The sequence below is a fragment of the Erwinia sp. GW821-FHT03D09 genome, assembly GCF_059420805.1.
The window spans coordinates 212,410-231,702 of the sequence record NZ_JBWKUK010000007.1 but is presented as its reverse complement, the minus strand read 5'-3'; the positions used below and the strand labels follow the sequence as shown (position 1 = coordinate 231,702).

The 19,293-nt window shown below is 54.3% G+C and carries 19 protein-coding genes and 2 tRNA genes; 9 read left to right on the top strand and 12 right to left on the bottom strand.

Annotated features, from left to right (window positions below; genetic code table 11):
• Together AC07U6_RS09230 and AC07U6_RS09225 are read right to left on the bottom strand one after the other, a co-directional pair.
• The coding region (locus AC07U6_RS09230; protein ID WP_494764795.1) for a hypothetical protein at window positions 1-73 on the bottom strand (73 nt) is incomplete at its 3' end.
• 25 nt (window positions 74-98) lie between these two features.
• Window positions 99-533, bottom strand: a complete 435-nt coding sequence (locus AC07U6_RS09225; protein ID WP_494763992.1) for a DcrB-related protein — start codon at window positions 531-533, stop codon at window positions 99-101.
• A gap of 281 nt (window positions 534-814) precedes the next feature.
• Between AC07U6_RS09225 and AC07U6_RS09220 the strand changes: the two genes are divergently transcribed.
• Entirely contained in the window at window positions 815-1,198 is a 384-nt protein-coding gene (locus AC07U6_RS09220; RefSeq protein WP_494763993.1) for a DUF2645 family protein, read from the top strand.
• Window positions 1,199-1,838: 640 nt separating this feature from the next.
• Here the strand turns inward: AC07U6_RS09220 and AC07U6_RS09215 are convergent.
• Window positions 1,839-1,914: transfer RNA gene (locus AC07U6_RS09215), tRNA-Gly, on the bottom strand.
• A gap of 293 nt (window positions 1,915-2,207) precedes the next feature.
• Between AC07U6_RS09215 and AC07U6_RS09210 the strand changes: the two genes are divergently transcribed.
• Window positions 2,208-2,669, top strand: coding sequence for a substrate-binding domain-containing protein (locus tag AC07U6_RS09210; protein ID WP_494763994.1), 462 nt, complete (start codon window positions 2,208-2,210; stop codon window positions 2,667-2,669).
• Between the two features lie 563 nt (window positions 2,670-3,232).
• Here the strand turns inward: AC07U6_RS09210 and AC07U6_RS09205 are convergent.
• From AC07U6_RS09205 to orn, 7 genes are all read right to left on the bottom strand, one after another.
• Window positions 3,233-4,486 carry a hypothetical protein gene (locus AC07U6_RS09205; protein ID WP_494763995.1) on the bottom strand — a complete coding sequence of 418 codons (1,254 nt, stop codon included), beginning with the start codon at window positions 4,484-4,486 and terminating at the stop codon, window positions 3,233-3,235.
• Window positions 4,483-4,827: a DUF2645 family protein gene (locus AC07U6_RS09200; protein ID WP_494763996.1), complete on the bottom strand. Its 345-nt coding sequence runs from the start codon at window positions 4,825-4,827 to the stop codon at window positions 4,483-4,485. The genes AC07U6_RS09205 and AC07U6_RS09200 overlap by 4 nt, the downstream gene beginning before the upstream one ends.
• Window positions 4,824-5,546, bottom strand: a complete 723-nt coding sequence (locus AC07U6_RS09195) for a hypothetical protein (protein WP_494763997.1) — start codon at window positions 5,544-5,546, stop codon at window positions 4,824-4,826. Before AC07U6_RS09195 ends, AC07U6_RS09200 begins: the two co-directional genes overlap by 4 nt.
• 14 nt (window positions 5,547-5,560) lie before the next feature.
• The gene (locus tag AC07U6_RS09190) at window positions 5,561-6,040 is read right to left on the bottom strand and encodes an Hcp family type VI secretion system effector (protein ID WP_494763998.1); all 480 of its coding nucleotides are present in this window, start codon (window positions 6,038-6,040) and stop codon (window positions 5,561-5,563) included.
• 721 nt (window positions 6,041-6,761) lie between these two features.
• Window positions 6,762-7,622, bottom strand: a complete 861-nt coding sequence (locus AC07U6_RS09185; protein ID WP_494763999.1) for a tyrosine-type recombinase/integrase — start codon at window positions 7,620-7,622, stop codon at window positions 6,762-6,764.
• Between the two features lie 226 nt (window positions 7,623-7,848).
• Window positions 7,849-7,924: transfer RNA gene (locus AC07U6_RS09180), tRNA-Gly, on the bottom strand.
• A 212-nt stretch (window positions 7,925-8,136) separates the two neighbouring features.
• Window positions 8,137-8,682 carry an oligoribonuclease gene (gene orn, locus AC07U6_RS09175; protein ID WP_494764000.1) on the bottom strand — a complete coding sequence of 182 codons (546 nt, stop codon included), beginning with the start codon at window positions 8,680-8,682 and terminating at the stop codon, window positions 8,137-8,139.
• Between the two features lie 102 nt (window positions 8,683-8,784).
• Here orn and rsgA point away from each other — a divergent pair, with 102 nt between their 5' ends.
• From rsgA to mscM, 3 genes are all read left to right on the top strand, one after another.
• Entirely contained in the window at window positions 8,785-9,846 is a 1,062-nt protein-coding gene (gene rsgA / locus AC07U6_RS09170) for a small ribosomal subunit biogenesis GTPase RsgA (protein ID WP_494764001.1), read from the top strand.
• A gap of 161 nt (window positions 9,847-10,007) precedes the next feature.
• Window positions 10,008-10,871, top strand: coding sequence for an archaetidylserine decarboxylase (gene asd / locus AC07U6_RS09165; protein WP_494764002.1), 864 nt, complete (start codon window positions 10,008-10,010; stop codon window positions 10,869-10,871).
• Window positions 10,872-10,916: 45 nt separating this feature from the next.
• Window positions 10,917-14,252: a miniconductance mechanosensitive channel MscM gene (gene mscM / locus AC07U6_RS09160; RefSeq protein WP_494764003.1), complete on the top strand. Its 3,336-nt coding sequence runs from the start codon at window positions 10,917-10,919 to the stop codon at window positions 14,250-14,252.
• Between the two features lie 192 nt (window positions 14,253-14,444).
• Here the strand turns inward: mscM and epmA are convergent, their stop codons facing one another.
• The gene (gene epmA, locus AC07U6_RS09155; protein WP_494764004.1) at window positions 14,445-15,422 is read right to left on the bottom strand and encodes an elongation factor P--(R)-beta-lysine ligase; all 978 of its coding nucleotides are present in this window, start codon (window positions 15,420-15,422) and stop codon (window positions 14,445-14,447) included.
• Between the two features lie 268 nt (window positions 15,423-15,690).
• Between epmA and frdA the strand changes: the two genes are divergently transcribed.
• From frdA to frdD, 4 genes are read left to right on the top strand one after another with little or no spacing between them, the layout of a single operon-like run.
• Entirely contained in the window at window positions 15,691-17,460 is a 1,770-nt protein-coding gene (gene frdA / locus AC07U6_RS09150; RefSeq protein WP_494764565.1) for a fumarate reductase (quinol) flavoprotein subunit, read from the top strand.
• Window positions 17,453-18,187: a succinate dehydrogenase/fumarate reductase iron-sulfur subunit gene (locus tag AC07U6_RS09145; RefSeq protein ID WP_494764005.1), complete on the top strand. Its 735-nt coding sequence runs from the start codon at window positions 17,453-17,455 to the stop codon at window positions 18,185-18,187. The genes frdA and AC07U6_RS09145 overlap by 8 nt, the downstream gene beginning before the upstream one ends.
• Window positions 18,188-18,198: 11 nt before the next feature.
• Window positions 18,199-18,594, top strand: a complete 396-nt coding sequence (gene frdC / locus AC07U6_RS09140) for a fumarate reductase subunit FrdC (RefSeq protein WP_494764006.1) — start codon at window positions 18,199-18,201, stop codon at window positions 18,592-18,594.
• Between the two features lie 9 nt (window positions 18,595-18,603).
• Window positions 18,604-18,960: a fumarate reductase subunit FrdD gene (gene frdD, locus AC07U6_RS09135; protein ID WP_494764007.1), complete on the top strand. Its 357-nt coding sequence runs from the start codon at window positions 18,604-18,606 to the stop codon at window positions 18,958-18,960.
• 89 nt (window positions 18,961-19,049) lie between these two features.
• Here the strand turns inward: frdD and AC07U6_RS09130 are convergent, their stop codons facing one another.
• Complete coding sequence (locus tag AC07U6_RS09130) at window positions 19,050-19,181, bottom strand: entericidin A/B family lipoprotein (protein WP_494764008.1); 132 nt, start codon at window positions 19,179-19,181, stop codon at window positions 19,050-19,052.
• Window positions 19,182-19,293: the final 112 nt, after the last annotated feature.

The following is a 19,293-nucleotide window of genomic DNA, read 5'->3' as shown; positions in this document are numbered from 1 at the left end:
TTGTGCCGCCGATCAGTCCGGCGAGCGCACCCGAATGGCCGATGGTATCCCCAACGCGTGCTGCTTCCAGCATGGTAAACCGTCCTTGGTTGGAAGCGTTAAGGGTGTCGGTAGCTGCTCAGGCAACGCGAGAAAAAGGCTTCATCCGTTTCCGTTAACGGATTGACACTTGCCAGCGTGAATATCAGTACCGTGGTGGCCGATATCGGAAATACGGCCTGACGCTGATACTGGGTCTGGCCCTTTTGCGGGTGGTAACGGGAGAGCAGAGTAATGCCCGGGATCTGACCCTCGCCCAGTGCCGCAGGCTGTTCATCCAGCGCCTGGTATTTGCGCAGGCCTTTCTGCAGCACGCCACGCTGACGGGCCAGGTAGGCCTCAAAGTTTTCGTCAGGTTGCAACCGGTCACGGGAAATGTTTAATGAAGGGCCGTTTTCGGTTACCAGTATGTTGACGGTCTGCTCACGATAGCCGTCAGGTAAGGCAATGCTGCCTTCGGTAAAGGTACAGCGCGTGCCTGAATGCTGATCCATCCCTGTCTGTGCTCCCCTGCCAAGGAAATCCAATTCATGCCAATGGCGTTTAGATCTATCAAATTCTGTATGAAGATGCGATAGAAATGTTCAGGGATTTCATGAGGGAAAGTTTTTCTGGTCCTGCCTGTTCTGTCAGAACATAGGGGCGGTTACGGGGTGTGCATCTTCAGATGCCAGCCACAATGACAGGCATTCTCGCAGCAGGAAATATCAGAATCCTTGTCAGAAGGGCAAGAACCCGGTGGCCTACAGCGGCACTGGATCCGGGGGTATAAAAAATGCTTTGGCAGAAAAACACGAATAGCCTAATCGTGGGCAGTTACACAGAATTATTTACAGGGTCGATCATCGCGCTTCTTTCCCTCGCGGGATATTTTGTATTGGCCTACTTTGTCATTGAATTTTTCTCGATCAGTAAATATGACTGGATGCGAGAACCCGGCGACAGTGTGTGCAGCCTCCCCCCTGATCCGGGCGACACGCGAGATATTATCGCGCCGCTGTTCCTGTTCTTCCTGGGAACGCCACTTTTGATTGCCCTGATACGTGACATCCTCTTTAAAGACGTCTTTAAGGCAACCCTCTATGGCTTCGGGCTGGCAGTGGTGATTATCTACTGGTGGTGGTCGTACCGGGGGCAATACAGCGCGTGTGCTGCCTGAACGCATGACCTGTAGAAACGCTGACGCGGCCTGCGGCCTTGTCGGCTACCCGTCTGTAATTCACCTTGAAGGGTGATTCACAGCCAGGCAGCTCAGGTAAAGACCTGTGTATGCTCTTGCCCCGTGTTCGGATCCCGGCGACGGGGTTCCTGATGGATCCACCGGGTCAGACGTCACACGGTGATCGCCCTGATCACCGTTTCAAGTGCAGCCTTCGTTCCTGCCGCTGAACTGGACAGGCAGGGACGTAACTGTTCGTAGCTGACTGTCGCAGTTGCGCTCTCTGGAGCTGCGTGAGCAGCCAGCAGCCACAGGGTCTTGCGCTCCAGGGGCGGTCAGGTTTTTATCCTGCAGCAGTGCAAGATGCTGGGGGTTGTGAGAGATGGCTTTAAGGATGACATGAGTGGACTCCAGTAACGCGGCGGCACGGTTGCCGAATCGCGTCATGTCATCCGAAAGGGAAGCCAAAAGCAGCAATAAAACCGCACTACCTGCGCTCCGCTTTTACAGGTACTCAAAGATGTACTTGTTTTGTGCGGATGAGGGTGTTTCTGGCTGGTTTCCAGTGGGCAACAATTCAGCGAAATCTTTTTTCTTTCAGTGAGTTGTGGTGCTTAATGGAAATCCTTGGATTGTATATTGGAGCGGGAAACGAGACTCGAACTCGCGACCCCGACCTTGGCAAGGTCGTGCTCTACCAACTGAGCTATTCCCGCTTAGGAGTGATACTGCTATCAAACTTTCGGTAATTGTTTGATATTTAAATCTTTTATTTCATTCCCGAATCAGGAATGGGCGCCATTATGGACCAGATGATGCGACCTGACAAGCCCCCTTTCACGCTTTTTCATCTTAATCAGACCGACTGCTATAAATTTCTCCAAAAAGCATGTTTAACAAGCAAAATTCAGCACTTTCGAGCTAATTACGACCCTATGTACATATAAAAGGTTTACAGTATCATTAATTGATAATGATTATCACTTACAATTAAAAAGGATGTTGTTTTATGCCTCTACCTCATTTTACTCGTCGTAGCGTGACGATCGGTCTGCTGCTCACCGCTACTGGCGCATTTGCAGCCGATACTGTTGCCCCAAACGTACCCATTACCGACAGTATCAATACCCAGACACTGTACAAAAACCCTCAGAATGTCGTGGTCTGCGATCTCGCAATGTTGGATATTCTTGATGTACTGGGCGTAAAAGCTTCTGGCCTGCCGTTGCCTAAAGAAAAAGGAGTTATCCGGCCTATCTCAGCAAGTACGAGTCAGACAGCTACTACAAACGTCGGCAACCCCTTTAAACCGGACTTCGACGTGCTTAAGCAGCATAAGCCCGATCTGATTATCGGCGGCAGCCGCGCATTTGAATCAACCGATAAATTACGCGCTGTCGCACCCACGCTGGATCGGACCGTGGATAATGCCCATCTGCTCAGCAGTCTTGAAGATCGTACTTGTACCTGAGGCAAGCTGTTTGATAAACAGCCGCAGGCGGTGGAGACATCGCCCTGATAATTCTCTGGGCTTTGCAAGAAATACGACGGTTTTTAAATTCGCTGGCGCAGAAAGCAGTCGGATATAAGAGAGGATTTCAGGCATAAAAAAAGACCCGTTAGGGTCTTTTTTTACTATTCCACCGCTTGCACGGCAGAACAAAATTTGGAGCGGGAAACGAGACGTCAATCTGTTCGCTAACCGGTTGATAACGGTTGCTTTCTCGTTTCTGCACTTGTGGGTGCGGACTGGATTGTGGACTGGTCTGGTGGCGTATGCAAGTGGTTTTGTGTTTTGCGGTGTTTGAGTGCGCATTTTTTGTTCAACGCAACTCCAGCCTAGTAGTTCGCTGGATTGCGCCCTAGTCCTCTACAAAAGGTTTATCAATAAGACCATCATGCAGTCAGCGCAGCCCCAGGCCAAAACCATCGAACTGCGGGAGCCGTGGTGCACGGCTTCCTATGCAAAATTACTCCGGCAGGCACCAAATGTGCCGAATCTAAATTTTATTCACCTCCTCAAGGGTCATAGATTCACCACTGACGCTCCAGCGAGAGCAAATAAGAGTATGGATTATTATTTCTTGTCTGGCGTCTTTGATTCGCCAGCAGTACAGCAGATGCGGTAAGAGAAATACCTGCTCCAGCCAGCAAAGCGATGGAACTAGGGATGCCCGAAAGTATTGCAACAGATGTTGGAGCAGCGGAGAAAAATGAAACTTTCAATAACCCATTAAGGCCTGTTTCCCAGTTTTGAGCTTTGAGTGAATCCCGAAGGCTACGAATTGCCGGCATCACATTGGCCTGATATTGGTCTGACACAGCTTGCCTTAAAGCTTCTATAGATGCTTCTTTCGGTAAGTCACTAGCTAACTTAGCTACTTCCTTACGAAATATAGCTAATTCCTCTTGATGGCTATTCTTAAATCTTAAAATCTCTGCTGCTGAAAGATGATTGGGCAATGATATTCCTTGCACCATCAGATCAATGAGTAAACTTGGCGCAACATCTCTGGGCAATGATCTTCTCGGCCCAAATGCATCGAAATGCCGTCCTCTTCTGCCAGTGTTGCCTGTACCGAGAGGTTTCCCTTTATGGACAGCAATTGCCAAATGATCTGCTGTTGACGACTCTGTAATCAGACCGACCCCTAGCCGTTCAGACAATTGGGAGGCAAGCAGCGTCATATAGAAGCTGGCAAAACCAGGGGCTACATGAAGCCATCCGTCATCGTTTAAGCCTTTCTCAAGCTCTGAGCGGATCATGTATGGCAGTTTTTCTGGATGTATATGTGCAAATTCGCGTAACTCAAGCGATATTTTGTCTGGATGGATTCGGCGACTTGAATTCCCATCAATATCGAACATAACAGCCGCCGATGCTGGATCTGTAAGGAAATCAAGAACCTTATCAGTCAGTTCCTCAACTTCCTCCATATCAGACGAGACTCGAACAGGTAGAAGTACCCCTTCATCACACAAAGCCCGAGCAAGATCGTTTGAATAGGGATCACGATGTGAAACTGGGACGATAGTTCTAATGGAGTCCCAAAACAACGCAGCACTCCGCAGCCATCTTTCATTTTTTATGTCAATGTAGGGATAGTAGAGCGCCGATGAGAATGCAACTGCCATTTTAAATTCTCCAATGTTTATTTTCGTCAACTGTTTACTTAAATTTGATCGAATGCATCCACCCTTACCTGAGCTGCCCGGCTGTGAGTCACCTTTCATGGTGAATGGCAGACGGGCAGCCGACAAGGCCACAGGCCGCGTCAGGGTTTTCATGGGAAGGCAGCACACGCACTGTACTGCCCCCAGAACGACCACCACCAGTAGATAATGACCACGGTAAGCCCAAAGCCATAGAGGATCGCCTTGAAGATATCTCTGAAGATAATGTCCCGTATCAAGGCAATCAAAAGCGGTGTGCCCAAGAAGAGCAGGAACAGCGGTGCGGTGATATCCCGTGTGTCGTCCGGGTCTCGGGGAATGCTGCACACGCTGTCACCCGGCTCCCGCATCCAGTCATATTCTCCGATGTTAAAGACCTGCATGCACAGATAGACGAGGATGAAGTACCCCCCGAGGGAGAGGATTTCGACCCATCTTTTTCGATCTATTTTCACCAGTTTATTTCCAGCAGTCTTTTGATGTGGGGGCGAATGGACAGCAGGCGCTCACCGTAGGAGATGTAGGGCCAGTTGGGATCGCCTCTATGTACGTTGCCGCTCATCCATCGGATGAAATCTTCCCGCTGACGTTCGATCCCCCGGTTGTAGCGTATCCCGGCCATTTTATATTGTATGTCTGTCGGGTGCAGGGTGGCGGCATCCGGGTAGTCGTAGAGGATCAGGTCTCTGAGGTGGTGTGCAACCAGACGCAGGTTGAATTGATCTTCCAGCAGACAGGTGGCGAGTTCGAGTTGGTCGCGTGTGGTCAGGGTTGCCGGATCAAGTCCCAGCGTACTGGCAGCAACACGGATTTGCATGGCAACCGAGCCGACGGAGGTATGGTCTGCCGGTTTGACGTTTTTCATGAAGCTGAATTGTTCACGCCAGTTCATGGTCAGGGGTTTGTATTCTTCCGGTTTTCCCCCTACTTCAATCCAGGCAACACCGCCCAGCAGTTCAGGCGGTATGCCGAAGGCGTTGGCCGATTCGATGATGAGTTGTCTGTTGTACTGAACATAGGCGTCCTTATAGGCGTTTGAGTAGTATTCTCCGCTTTTGCGCTCCGGGTTGTTTCGGGTCAGTTTCCAGTACATGGCGTCGATTTCATCCCATTTTCTGAATTTGATCCGGGTGATGTCACAGAATTGGTTCCGGGCAACAATATTGTTCTGCATGGGTTCCCCTCCTCTTAGTACACGCGCTCGTCCCAGATGCTGTAGCCGCCGGTTCCGGCGATGTGGTGTTTCCAGTCGATGCTTTTGTAGCCAACGGAGATCATTTCTTCGGGCTGGTTGTCCGCGTGGGTCAGGGCATGCGGGTAGGACACTGCAATGTTTGTCAAAGTCGCGCCAGTGAGTTGGATGGAGTAGTATTTTTCTTGTGCGCCGGTTTGTGATGTACGGTAGAAGTCAAACAGGAGTTCGAGTTCTTCGTTGTTGGTGATGGCGATGCCAAAGAGGGGGGAGGATTTGTCAATGGGTTTGCAGAATTTGATCGGGTGATGCTGGGTGTGCTGGCTGCGGCTGATGGCATGGTCAAACTGGAGGACCAGGATCTGGTCTTTATGGCCGCTCTGGTATTTGTTGCCGATGGAGTCGAGGGTGCCGCATCCGGCGGAAATCAGTCCCTGCTTTTCACCTGTGATGGTGAGGTAGATGTTGTTTGCCATGTCCGTCTTGTCCTTTGGTTTTTTCCCCGAAAGGCCCTTCCTTGCCGGGGCAGGCAGTAAAGCGCTATTTGACTGGTGGAAATATAAACAGGGAAACAGCAAAAGAATCGTGTAATGAAGGTTGCCAGTGTGTTATGAATTTTTTGGACTGGCGCAATGACTGTTTTTTATGCTCCGGATTCTAGAAAAGTCGCCGGGGGAATTCAATGGAAAGGTAAGGTTTATTTACGTTAGTCGGTAAGGGGTCGCTGATCCCGGCGCATAAAAGTTATATCCAGCAGCGCGATAAGTATGACGGGCAGTGCCAGTCGCTGGGGCTGAATCGTATGCATGGGTTGCGGCATTTGTATGCCCAGGTGCGCTATGAAGTGCTGACGGGGTGGAAAGCGCCCGTCGTTGGGGGGCCCTCTGCCAGACAATTAACACCAGAACAGCGGACGATTGACCGGCTGGCGCGTCAGACGATCAGTTCAGAGCTGGGGCATGGGCGAACCCAGATTACGGCGGTGTATTTGGGGCGGTAGAACGGGACATCACAGCCAAATTTAACAAAAAGAGGAAGGTTTTTAACACCTTCCTCTCACCAGACAACCGCGTTTTATCCTGCTTTATCCTATTGTTTCAGTCGTCATCAGCAGAACAAGGGCAGAAATTTTTTCCAGCAGGATGAAAGATAGGGACTCCTTCACCAGCGCCTGTTCCACGTGCTGCATGCTGTAGCTCAATGCGAAGCACTGTTCAGTAGGGGGCGACTACCTTTCCTTCTTTGCTCTGGCGCTGGAGTTGTTTGACGTTTTCCGGGGGGATCAGCCAGAGGTTGTTGGGGAGGTCGAATTGTTCGGGGGTGGCGGAGTTCGCTAGTTCTAACCCCCGTCAGAAGCAACAGACGGATACCAAGCTGGGTCACAAGGCTGGGGTAGTGATGGAGGGTATGCAGGAATGCAGGGATTTCATGCATGTGCAGGTAGGGGTTGTGGGTGACCGGGAGTTTGGGGTGGGCGACGATGTTGAGTTCGGTCGCTGGATGGGTGTCAAGGTTGTGTTTGACGAGGGCATAGCGGAAGAGTTGTTTGAACCAGGTGCGGACTTTTTCGGCGGTGGTGTAGGCTTGGCGCTGTTCGATGCGGTTCAGTATATTGAGCAGGTCAGTACGCTTGATATCATGAATGGGGCGCTCTCCGAGATGCGGGAGGATGTCTTTTTTGAAGATGCGTTCGATCTGGGACAGGGTGCTCTGACGGCCTGTTTTGAGGCTGAGGGCACGAAAGTCGTACCAGTGCTGGTAAACGGTGTTAAACGTCAGGACGGTTGCGGGGGTTTTAGGCTGGCGCAGGGTGCGCGGGTCGGTGCCCTGCACGACGAGGGTTCGGGCTTCGTCGCGGCGCTGTCGGGCGGCTTTGAGGCCGATGGCGGGATAGGTGCCTAAAGAGAGGCGTTTTTGTTGTCCGTGCCAGTGGTAGCGAAAGAGCCAGGCTTTGCCACCCTGGGCACGAACACTGAGTGAGAGTCCGTGACTGTCGTACAGGGTGTAGTCTTTGCCGATGGCGCGTGCCTGTCGCACGGTGATTTCGGTGAGGGCCATAGAAATGCCCCTGATTAAAGGTCAGGAACGGATTTTTGGCTCGTGCGATTCGGGTTTCCAGCAACAATCCGCACTACCTGCACTCCGCTTTTTGTAGACAGGTTTGTGGACTGCTGTGTGCCGGATTTTGGTGGAATCCGCTGATTCCCGCTGGAAGATGAAAACAGATTTAACGCTTTGCTTTCAGCGAGTTATGGCGTTCGACGGAACGCCATAAACATAATCTTGGAGCGGGAAACGAGACTCGAACTCGCGACCCCGACCTTGGCAAGGTCGTGCTCTACCAACTGAGCTATTCCCGCTAAGTCGCAACGATGTAATTTCTTCATCGGTACGGGGAGCGCATTATACGGAGATTTACCTCCTGCGCAATCCCTTCATCGTAAAAATATGGTTTTTCCTTTCCAATTGCTGATAAAGCAAGCAAGAAGGTGTATTTATCAGCAACTCAGGTGCGAAATAAGGCTGACAGCCGTAAAAAAATAATATTCAACGCACCGCCCGCTATCTCCGATCACAGCTGAATAAAATGCTCGCGGTAGTAGGACAACTCGGCAACGGATTCACGAATATCATCCATTGCCTGGTGCGAGCCCTGCTTTTTAAAGCCAGGCAAGATTTCAGGCTTCCAGCGACGCGCCAGCTCTTTTAGCGTGCTGACGTCCAGGTAACGATAGTGGAAGTAGGCTTCCAGCTCCGGCATGTACTTAAACAGGAAACGGCGATCCTGGCCAATGCTGTTGCCGCAAATCGGTGAGCTGTTCGCAGGAACCCACTCTTTCAGGAATTCAATGGTGGCCAGCTCGGCCGCGCGATCGTCATACTGACTGGCCTTCACTCGCTCGACCAGTCCGCTGTTGGTGTGCGTGCGCACGTTCCAGTCATCCATCAGCGCCAGCTGTGCGTCGGACTGATGCACGGCAAAGACCGGCCCTTCAGCGAGAATATTCAGATTGGCATCGGTAACAAGCGTGGCAATCTCGATAATCCGATCCTGCTCCGGGTCCAGGCCCGTCATTTCAAGATCGATCCAAATCAGGTTATTAGCATTTGCGGTCATAGTGCATCTCACTGTGGTCAAAGCGGCATTGTCGTTAATTAGCGTGTATGATAGACGTTTTGCCCCCGTAGGGCGAAACATGCCTGATTTGTGTGAGGAACAGTGAGTAAAAACAAGCTATCCAAAGGTCAACAACGTCGCGTGAGTGCTAACCACGATCGGCGCCTGAAGCAGCGTGCCGATAAGCCCGAACCGGATGACAGCCTGTTCGGCGAGGCGCGGGATGGCGTAGCGATCAGCCGGTTTGGTATGCACGTTGACGTGGAAGATGCGGATGGTTCGGTACACCGCTGTAATATTCGTCGCACCATACGTTCGCTCGTTACCGGTGACCGCGTGCTGTGGCGCCCGGGCGTGGAAGGTAGCGCAACGGTGAAAGGCATCGTCGAAGCCGTACATGAGCGGACCTCAGTCCTGACCCGCCCGGATTTCTACGATGGGGTGAAACCTATCGCCGCCAACATTAATCAGATCGTGATTGTCTCTGCCATTTTGCCCGAACTGTCACTGAACATTATCGATCGCTATCTGGTCGCCAGCGAAACGCTGGACGTTGAGCCGCTGCTGGTGCTGAACAAAACCGATTTGCTGGATGAAGAAGGCCGCAAATTCGTTGATGAGCAGATGGATATCTATCGCCATATCGGCTACCGCGTGCTGATGGTCTCCAGCCATGAAAAACAGGGTCTGGCTGGACTGGAAGAAGCCCTGACCGGGCGCGTCAGCATCTTTGCCGGCCAGTCTGGTGTTGGAAAATCGAGCCTGCTTAACGCCCTGCTCGGTCTGGACCTCAGCAGTAACGAAATCCTCACCAACGACGTATCTGATGTCTCCGGCCTTGGCCAGCACACCACCACCGCTGCCCGCCTTTATCACTTCCCACACGGTGGCGACGTGATTGACTCCCCCGGCGTTCGTGAATTCGGTTTATGGCACCTTGAACCGGAACAAATCACCCTCGGATTTGTCGAATTCCGTAAGTATTTAGGTGGCTGCAAGTTTCGCGACTGCAAGCATGATACCGATCCGGGATGCGCCATCCGTGAAGCCGTGGATCAGGGTGAAATTGACGAGTCACGCTTCGTTAACTACCACCATATTCTGGAAAGCATGTCTGAAGTTCAGGCGAAAACCCGCCGTAACTTCAACACTGACAAAGATTGACAGTCCGTCATCTATGATGCTGATGGCTGCAGAGCGCCAGAATAAACTGCCGCTATATTACTGACTGAACGCGCCCGGTCAGGCATTAGCCTTAACCACCGGGCGCTGTTACAATCCGCCCCCATTTATTTTTCGCTGTCTGATTAAGCCAGGAGGCTCACGTGTTAGATCGTATTAAACTCGGCCTGAATAATTTATTGCCTAAAAAGGCCCTGACTGAACTTGCGGGCTGGGGTGCCAGCAAACGCGGTGGATGGCTGACCAAAGCGGTCATCGACGTCTTTGTGTGGTTCTATAAAGTCGATATGAAAGAGGCGCAGAAGCCGGATACCGCCAGCTATCGCACCTTTAACGACTTTTTTGCCCGTCCGCTACGCGATGACGCGCGCCCTCTGATTACCGATCCAAACCTGCTGGTGCTGCCGGCAGATGGTGCGATCAGCCAGCTCGGCCATATTGACGGTGACCAAATCTTCCAGGCCAAAGGCCACACCTACTCGCTGGAAGGCCTGCTGGCCGGCAACGCGCAGATGACGGAGATGTTCCGCAACGGTGAGTTTGTAACCACTTACCTTGCCCCCCGCGACTACCATCGCGTGCATATGCCATGCAACGGTATTCTGCGTGAGATGATCTACGTTCCGGGTGATCTCTATTCCGTCAACCCGCTCACCGCACAGAATATCCCGAATCTGTTTGCGCGTAATGAGAGAGTCATCTGCCTGTTCGATACTGAATTTGGCCCGATGGCGCAAATTCTGGTCGGTGCCACGATCGTTGGCAGCATTGAAACCGTCTGGGCGGGTACCGTTACCCCACCGCGTGAAGGCGTAATTAAGCGCTGGAGCTTCCCGGGTGCGGATGCCGAAGGTTCAGTTGTCCTGCTGAAAGGTCAGGAAATGGGCCGTTTTAAACTTGGCTCAACGGTGATTAACCTGTTTGCCGAAGGCAAAGTAAAACTGGCTGAAAGCCTGGCTGCGGAAAGCAAAGTCCGCCTGGGCGAGACGCTGGCCATCGCACTGTAAAAAGACAGTGCGGAAGACGTTCTCCATCATCCATAGCGGATTACCATGTCACGCCTGATTCTCACTATCTTGTTAGGCTGGAGCCTCCTCCAGCCGCTCTACGCCGCCAGCGCACCGGATGCCGCGCAAATCAAACAGGAACTTGAACAGGCGAAATCAGACAAAACGACTGCAAATCAGGCGGAAGTTGTCGATGCCCTGCAATCAACCCTGAACTGGCTGGATGAGCAAAAGTCCTCGCTGGATAAAGCGCAGGAATATCAGCAGATAATCGATGATTTCCCTAAGCTTTCTCGTGATTTACGCCAGCAGATCGCCAGTCTGACCGACAGCAATAAACAGCTGCGCAGCAATATGAGCGCGGCCGATCTCGATCAGGAGATCCTGCAGGTTAGCAGCCAGCTGCTGGAAGAAGGCCGCCTGTCTCAGCAGGAACAGGATCGCGCCCGGGAAATCAGTGATTCACTTTCACAGCTGCCGCTACAGCAAACCGATGCCCGCCGCAGCCTGAGCGAGGTGGAGCGCCGCCTGCAGGGGCAGCCGACCGCAACCACCCCGCTGGCGCAGGCGCAGCTGGCGGCACGCCAGGCGGAATCCGCCGCGCAAAAAGCACGGGTGGATGAACTGGAACTGGCGCAGCTGTCCGCGAACAACCGCCAGGAACTGGCGAGAATGCGGGCGGAAGTCCACCAGCTCAAAGCCAGCCAGCTGGATGCCTATCTACAGGATTTGCGCAATCAGCTAAACGGCCTGCGCCAGCGCGAAGCGGAAATGGCGCTGGCACGTACCGAGCAGCTGGCAGAAAACAGCGGAGATATGCCGGAAGGCATCGCCGAGCAGTTCCGCGTTAACCGCGAACTGTCCGCCGCACTGAATCAGCAGGCGCAGCGGATGGATCTGGTGGCGTCGCAGCAGCGTACCGCCGCCAACCAGACTATTCAGGTCCGTCAGGCGCTAAGCACGCTGCGCGAGCAGTCGCAATGGCTGGGTATGTCCAACGTCCTTGGCGAAGCGCTGCGGGCGCAGGTTTCGCGCCTGCCGGACATGCCAAAGCCGCAGCAGCTGGACAACGAAATGGCGCAGCTGCGCGTGCAGCGGCTGCACTATGAAGATCTGCTGGAGCGCCAGCAAACGCTGAAGCAGCTTCGCCAGGATGACAACAGTAATCTGACTAGCGAACAGCGCCGTATTCTGGATGCGCAGCTAAAAACCCAGCGCGAGCTGCTGACCTCGCTGCTTTCCGGCTGCGATAACCTGATCCTCGGCGTGACCAAGCTGAAGGTCGGTAACAGCCAGCTGGTCGATGCGCTGAATGAAGTCAAAGAAGCCACCCACCGTTATCTATTCTGGACCGCCGACGTCAGCCCAATCAGCATCAGCTACCCGCTTGAACTGGCACGCGATCTGCAGCGTCTGCTTTCTCTGGATACGCTGGGGCAGCTGGGCGGCGCACTGGTGATGATGGTTACCAGTCGCGAAACGGTGATGCCGATCCTTGGTGCCATTCTGCTGGTCGGATTCAGTATCAGCTCGCGCCGTCACTTCCGTAGCTTCCTCGATCGCGCGTCCAGCAAGGTCGGTAAAGTCACCCTGGACCACTTCAGCCTGACGCTGCGCACCGTATTCTGGTCCATTCTCGTTGCCCTGCCGCTGCCGGTACTGTGGGCCGCGCTGGGCTATGGCCTGCAGCACGCCTGGCCTTATCCGATTGCCGTTGCCGTGGGTGATGGCGTCACCGCCAGTGTCCCGCTGCTGTGGGCGTTTATGATCAGCGCCACCTTTGCCCGCCCGCAGGGGCTGTTTATCATCCACTTCCGCTGGCCGCAAACCCGCGTGGCGCGCGCTATGCGCTTCTACACGCTCTGTATTGGCCTGGTTGTGCCGCTGATGATGGTGCTTATCGCCTTCGATAACCTCGAAGACCGCGAGTTCTCTGCCACGCTGGGCCGCCTGTGCTTTATTCTGATTTGCGGCGCGCTGAGCCTGGTGACCGTCAGTCTTAAGCGCGCCGGCATTCCGCTGCATCTGGATAAAGAGGGTAACGGCGAGAATTTCATTAATAACATCCTGTGGAATGCGATGATTGCCATTCCGCTGATTGCCGCTCTGGCATCCTGCATTGGCTATCTGGCGACAGCCCAGGCACTGCTGGCCAGGCTGGAAACATCGGTGGCCATCTGGTTCCTGCTGCTGGTGATCTACCATATCATTCGTCGCTGGATGCTGATTCAACGACGCCGTATCGCCTTCGATCGTGCCCGCAACCGCCGCGCCGAGATCCTTGCCCAGCGCGCACGCGGTGAAGAAGAAACCGCCGCACAGCAGAGCGCCACCGACAGCATCGACGCAGAAGAGCCGGTTATCGATCTTGACGCCATCAGCGCTCAGTCGCTGCGGCTGGTGCGCTCGATTCTGACGCTGATTGCGCTGGTGTCGGTGATTGTACTCTGGTCAGAAATTCATTCGGCGTTTGGCTTCCTGGAAAATATCCGTCTGTGGGACGTCAATACCACGATTCAGGGCGTGGAAAGCCTGCAGCCGATAACGCTCGGTTCGGTTCTCATTGCTGTTCTGGTACTGATTATCACCACCCAGCTGGTGCGCAATATGCCTGCCCTGCTGGAACTGGCGCTATTGCAGCACCTCGATCTGACACCGGGTACCGGCTACGCCATCACCACCGTCACCAAATATCTGCTAATCCTGATCGGCGGACTGACCGGATTCTCGATGATCGGCGTGGACTGGTCGAAACTCCAGTGGCTGGTCGCGGCGCTGGGTGTGGGACTGGGCTTTGGTTTGCAGGAGATTTTCGCCAACTTTATCTCCGGCCTGATCATCCTGTTTGAAAAACCGATTCGCATCGGCGATACCGTTACCATTCGCGATCTCACCGGCAGCATTACGCGTATCAACACCCGCGCAACCACCATTACCGACTGGGACCGCAAAGAGATTATCGTGCCGAACAAGGCGTTTATCACCGAGCAGTTTGTTAACTGGTCGCTTTCCGACTCGGTCACCCGCGTGGTGCTGACTATTCCTGCGTCGGCGGAAGCCAACAGTGAAGAGGTGACCAACGTGCTGCTACAGGCAGCTCATCGCTGTAGCTACGTGCTGGAAACACCGCAGCCGGAAGCCTTCCTGGTTGATTTACAGCAGGGGATTCAGCTGTTTGAGCTGCGTATTCACGCCGCAGAAATGGGGCACCGTATGCCGTTGCGCCATGAACTGCATCAGCTGATCCTGCGCGGCTATCAGGAACACGGGCTGGAGATGCCATTCCCACCTTTCCAGGTACGAATGGAAACCATCGGCCGTAAAACGCCGGCCAGCAACGGGGCTCCGGTGGCGAGAACCTTTAAATCAGGTGGTTTATAACCGGCAGGCCTGCAGCGTCAGGCGTCAGGCGTCAGGCGTCAGGCGTCAGGCGTCAGGCGTCAGGCGTCAGGCGTCAGGCGTCAGGCGTCAGCAGGCCGCAAATTTAGCTGCACTTGAGGTTATTCAGATAACGATATCGAGTACGACAGATCCCGGGGCGGGATCTGTCGCTGAGAAGGGTTTGCCGCCTTATCAGCAGCGATCCACCGTAAAGGCAATCACGTCGCTCAGCTGCTCCGCCTTTAACGCCAGCATGATAATACGGTCAACGCCCAGCGCCACACCGGAGCACTCCGGCAGGCCGTGCGCCAGCGCATCCAGCAGATTGTTATCAATCGGCTGTTCCGGTAAGCCTGCCGCCGCGCGCTTTTTATTATCCTGCATAAAACGCTGACGCTGTTCACGGCTGTCGGTCAGCTCGCGGAAACCATTCGCCAGTTCAATCCCCTTGAAGTAAACCTCGAAGCGTTCCGCCACGCGGTGATCTTCCGTGCTGATCTCCGCCAGCGAAGCCTGAGTGGCCGGGAAGTGATAAACAAAGGCCGGGCGGTCTTTGCCAATTTCCGGCTCCACGCCGAGCATAAACAGCAGCTGCAGCAGCGTATCGCGATCTTCTTCCCGGTTTGCCAAATCACCCGCACCGAGCTTTTCAGCCGCTTCACGCAGCTGGGCCTTATCGGCAGAAAGCGGATCGACCTCCAGATGGCGAATAAACGCCTGCTGATAGGAAAGCGTTTCCGCCGGGGTGCATTCCAGCACCTGCTGGAGCAGATCGTCCACCTCATTCATCAGGCGGTACATATCATAATGCGGCCGATACCACTCCAGCATAGTGAATTCGGGATTATGGTGGCGCCCCATTTCTTCATTGCGGAAACTGCGGCACAGCTGATAAATAGGCCCGCTGCCCGCGGCCAGCAGGCGCTTCATATGATATTCCGGGCTGGTCATCAGATAGAGATCGATGCCTGCCGATGCGCCCGGTCCCACAAAACGGGTCTGGAACGGGAACAGGTGGACGTCGGTAACCGTGGCCTGGCTCATCGCCGGGGTTTCCACTTCCAGTACGCCACGATCGGCAAAGAAACGCCGGATTTCAGCCATGATCGCCGCTCGTTTTAATAAATTAGCGATGGATGCACTCGGCTGCCAGCTGGCCGTTTCGCTCATCTTTTCTACTCCAAAGTCAGTCAGGGCAAGAAGTCTACCTGTCCCTGCCGTAACACACAATTCTGCGCGGAATAAAACCGTTTCTTACGGCAAATAACTCCTGGTACGCTTTTTCTACACTACCCGCCCAAATACCCGAACACATCAAGTTAGCGCATTTTTAGCCAAAGTATACTGGGGGCAGACTGGTGAAAAATATTCGCCAACACTATGAAAATAATACAAAAAGTTAAACAGGGAGGAACATGTGCACATCCTGACTGTAGACATGGTCATTGTGGGTGCTGGGGGGGCCGGCCTGCGCGCCGCCATTGCTGCCGCAGAAGCTAACCCGAGGCTGAAGATAGCGCTGATCTCTAAGGTCTATCCGATGCGAAGCCATACCGTTGCCGCCGAAGGGGGTGCCGCCGCCGTCACCACTTCACAGGACAGCTTTGACTCTCACTTTCACGATACGGTTGCCGGCGGCGACTGGCTCTGTGAGCAGCCGGTCGTAGATTACTTTGTGGAACACTGTCCGCAGGAGATGGCCCAGCTTGAACGCTGGGGATGCCCGTGGAGCCGCCAGCCGGACGGTTCCGTCAGCGTACGCCGGTTTGGCGGCATGAAAAACGAACGCACCTGGTTTGCCGCTGACAAAACCGGCTTCCATATGCTGCACACATTGTTCCAGACGTCGCTGCAGTATCCGCAAATTCAGCGGCTGGATGAATATTTTGTCCTCGACCTGCTGGTCGATGACGGCGTTGCCAGCGGCCTGGTCGCGCTGAGTATGATGGAAGGCACCCTGGTTGAGGTGCGGGCGGGCTCGGTCATCCTTGCTACCGGCGGCGCGGGGCGTGTTTATCGCTACAACACTAACGGCGGCATCGTCACCGGCGACGGCATGGCAATGGCCTTCCGTCACGGCGTACCGCTGCGCGATATGGAGTTTGTGCAGTATCACCCTACCGGCCTGCCCGGGTCCGGCATACTGATGACCGAGGGATGCCGTGGTGAAGGCGGAATTCTGGTCAACAAAGACGGCTATCGCTATCTGCAGGATTACGGCATGGGGCCTGAAACCCCCATCGGCAAGCCGAAAAATAAATATATGGAACTGGGGCCGCGCGATAAAGTTTCTCAGGCATTCTGGCACGAATGGCGTAAAGGCAACACCATTGCCACCGCGCGCGGTGACGTGGTGCATCTGGATTTGCGCCATCTCGGTGCGAAAAAGCTGCATGAGCGGCTGCCGTTTATCTGCGAACTCAGTAAAGCTTACGTCGGCGTCGATCCGGTCAATGCGCCAATTCCCGTGCGCCCTACCGCTCACTACACCATGGGCGGCATCGAAACCAATGCGCAGTGCGAAACCCGAATCCAGGGGCTGTTTGCGGTCGGCGAATGCTCTTCCGTCGGTCTGCATGGCGCTAACCGATTGGGTTCAAACTCGCTGGCAGAGCTGGTGGTGTTTGGCCGCCTTGCGGGTGAACAGGCGGCACAGCGCTGCGCTCAGCCGCATTCAATCTCCGATAATGCCACCAGCGCCCAAAGTCGCGATATCGAGCGCCGTCTGCACGCGCTAACTCATCAGTCCGGCAGTGAAAATCTGTCGGCGTTGCGTGATGAGATGGGCATGGCGATGGAAGAAGGCTGCGGTATCTATCGCACCCCGGAACTGATGCAGAAGACGATTGACAAGCTGGCCGAGCTTAAACAGCGGGTTGAAAACGTGGCGATAACCGACAGCTCCAGCGTCTTTAATACGCAGCTGCTGTATACCATCGAGTTGAAACACGGCCTGGACGTTGCGGAATGCATGGCTCATTCGGCGATCCAGCGGAAAGAGTCTCGTGGTGCGCACCAGCGCCTGGATGAGGGCTGTACCACACGTAATGATGACAAATATCTGCAGCACAGCCTGACCTTCTTTAAACCGCATGCTGCCCCTGAGGTCGCATGGGACCCGGTTACCATTACCCATCTGCCACCGGCACAGCGCGTGTACGGTGCCGCATCGGAGGATAACAGCCAGAAGGAGCCCGTAAATGAGTGATAACACCCTGCGTAGAATCGATATTCTGCGCTACAACCCCGAAAGCGATCGGCTGCCGCGCCATGAAATTTTCAACGTGCCCTGGGATGAACAAACGTCGCTGCTGGATGCCCTGGGCTATATCAAGGACAACCTCGCCTTCGATCTGTCCTACCGCTGGTCCTGCCGGATGGCCATCTGCGGTTCCTGCGGGATGATGGTCAACGGCGTGCCGAAACTCGCCTGTAAAATTTTCCTGCGCGACTATCCGCAGGGAATGAAGGTCGAGCCGCTGGCCAATTTCCCCATCGAGCGCGACTTGATTGTGGATATGACCCACTTCATCGAAAGTCTGGAAGCCATCAAGCCGTGGATTATCGGCAACGCAGGAGATGCCGCGCAGGGCCCGGGGCGCCAGACGCCTGCGCAGATGGCGAAGTACCATCAGTTTTCCGGCTGTATTAACTGCGGTTTATGTTACGCCGCCTGTCCGCAGTTCGGGCTTAACCCGGAGTTTATCGGCCCTGCGGCTATCACCCTCGCCCATCGTTACAACCTGGACAGCCGGGATCGCGGCAAAGCGCTGCGCATGCCGCAGCTAAACGGGGAAAACGGCGTCTGGAGCTGTACCTTCGTCGGCTACTGCTCCGAAGTCTGCCCGAAACACGTCGATCCGGCGGCGGCCATTCAGCAGGGAAAAATTGAGAGCAGCCGCGACTTTCTTATCGCTACGCTGAAACCTCATTAAGGGAGATCGATATGACGACAAAACGCAATCCTTACTGCCGCCCTGTGGAGTCCGGCTGGTGGCGTTCGCTGCCCTTCTACCGTTTCTATATGCTGCGCGAAAGCACGGCGATCCCCTCACTGTGGTTCAGTCTGGAACTGATCTTCGGCGTGTTTGCCCTTAAGCACGGTGCGGAAAGCTGGGCAGGTTATGTGGCGTTTTTACAGCACCCCGTCACGCTATTGCTTAACCTGCTGGCGCTGGTCGCTGCGCTGTTGCATAGCAAGACCTGGTTCGATCTGGCGCCTAAGGCATCGATCATTATCGTTAAAGGGGAGAAACTCCCGCCGGAGCCGCTGATTAAAGGGTTATGGATCATCATGATCGTCCTCAGTCTTGCAGTACTGACCGTAGCGCTGTGGGCGTAAGGAGCAAAAATGAAAGCATTACCGCAACGTTCTGACGAACCGATCTTCTGGGGGCTGTTTGGCGCAGGAGGTATGTGGACGGCGATGTTCAGCCCGGTGCTGATCCTGCTGGTCGGCCTGCTACTACCCGTCGGCTGGTCGCCGGAAGAGGCTTTCAGCTACACGCGAATTATGGACTTTGCCGCCTCTTTCCCCGGCCGTGTGATCCTGCTGCTGGCCATCATACTGCCGCTGTGGTGCAGCATGCATCGCCTCCATCACGGGCTGCACGACCTGAAACTGCATATTCCAGGCAGTAAGTGGCTGTGCTACGGGCTGGCGGGGATACTGAGCGTGGTGGCATTAATTGGCGTAGTTACGCTGTAGTACCAGCAGGTGAAAGAGATTCACGTCAGAAGGTAAAACGCTTAGAAAGGCTTGTCAGGCCAGCACCGTGTACTGGCCTGACAAGCTGATTACTGAGTACTTTTTTGAATTGCCTTACCGCCCGCCTCAATGTCTTCGCCCACGCCACGCGTGGTGTTACAGGCTGTCAAAACGGAAGAGAGAGCCAGAACGGAAAGAATGGCTAAAATACTTTTCTTCATGGCAATTTCCTTTTAATCATTAATAAAGAACAGCGCTTTAAGCATAGCCGTAATTTATTCAATTGCCCTGAGGCCGCAGAGAAAAAGGAAAAGCGTGCGGATAAGGGTCCGA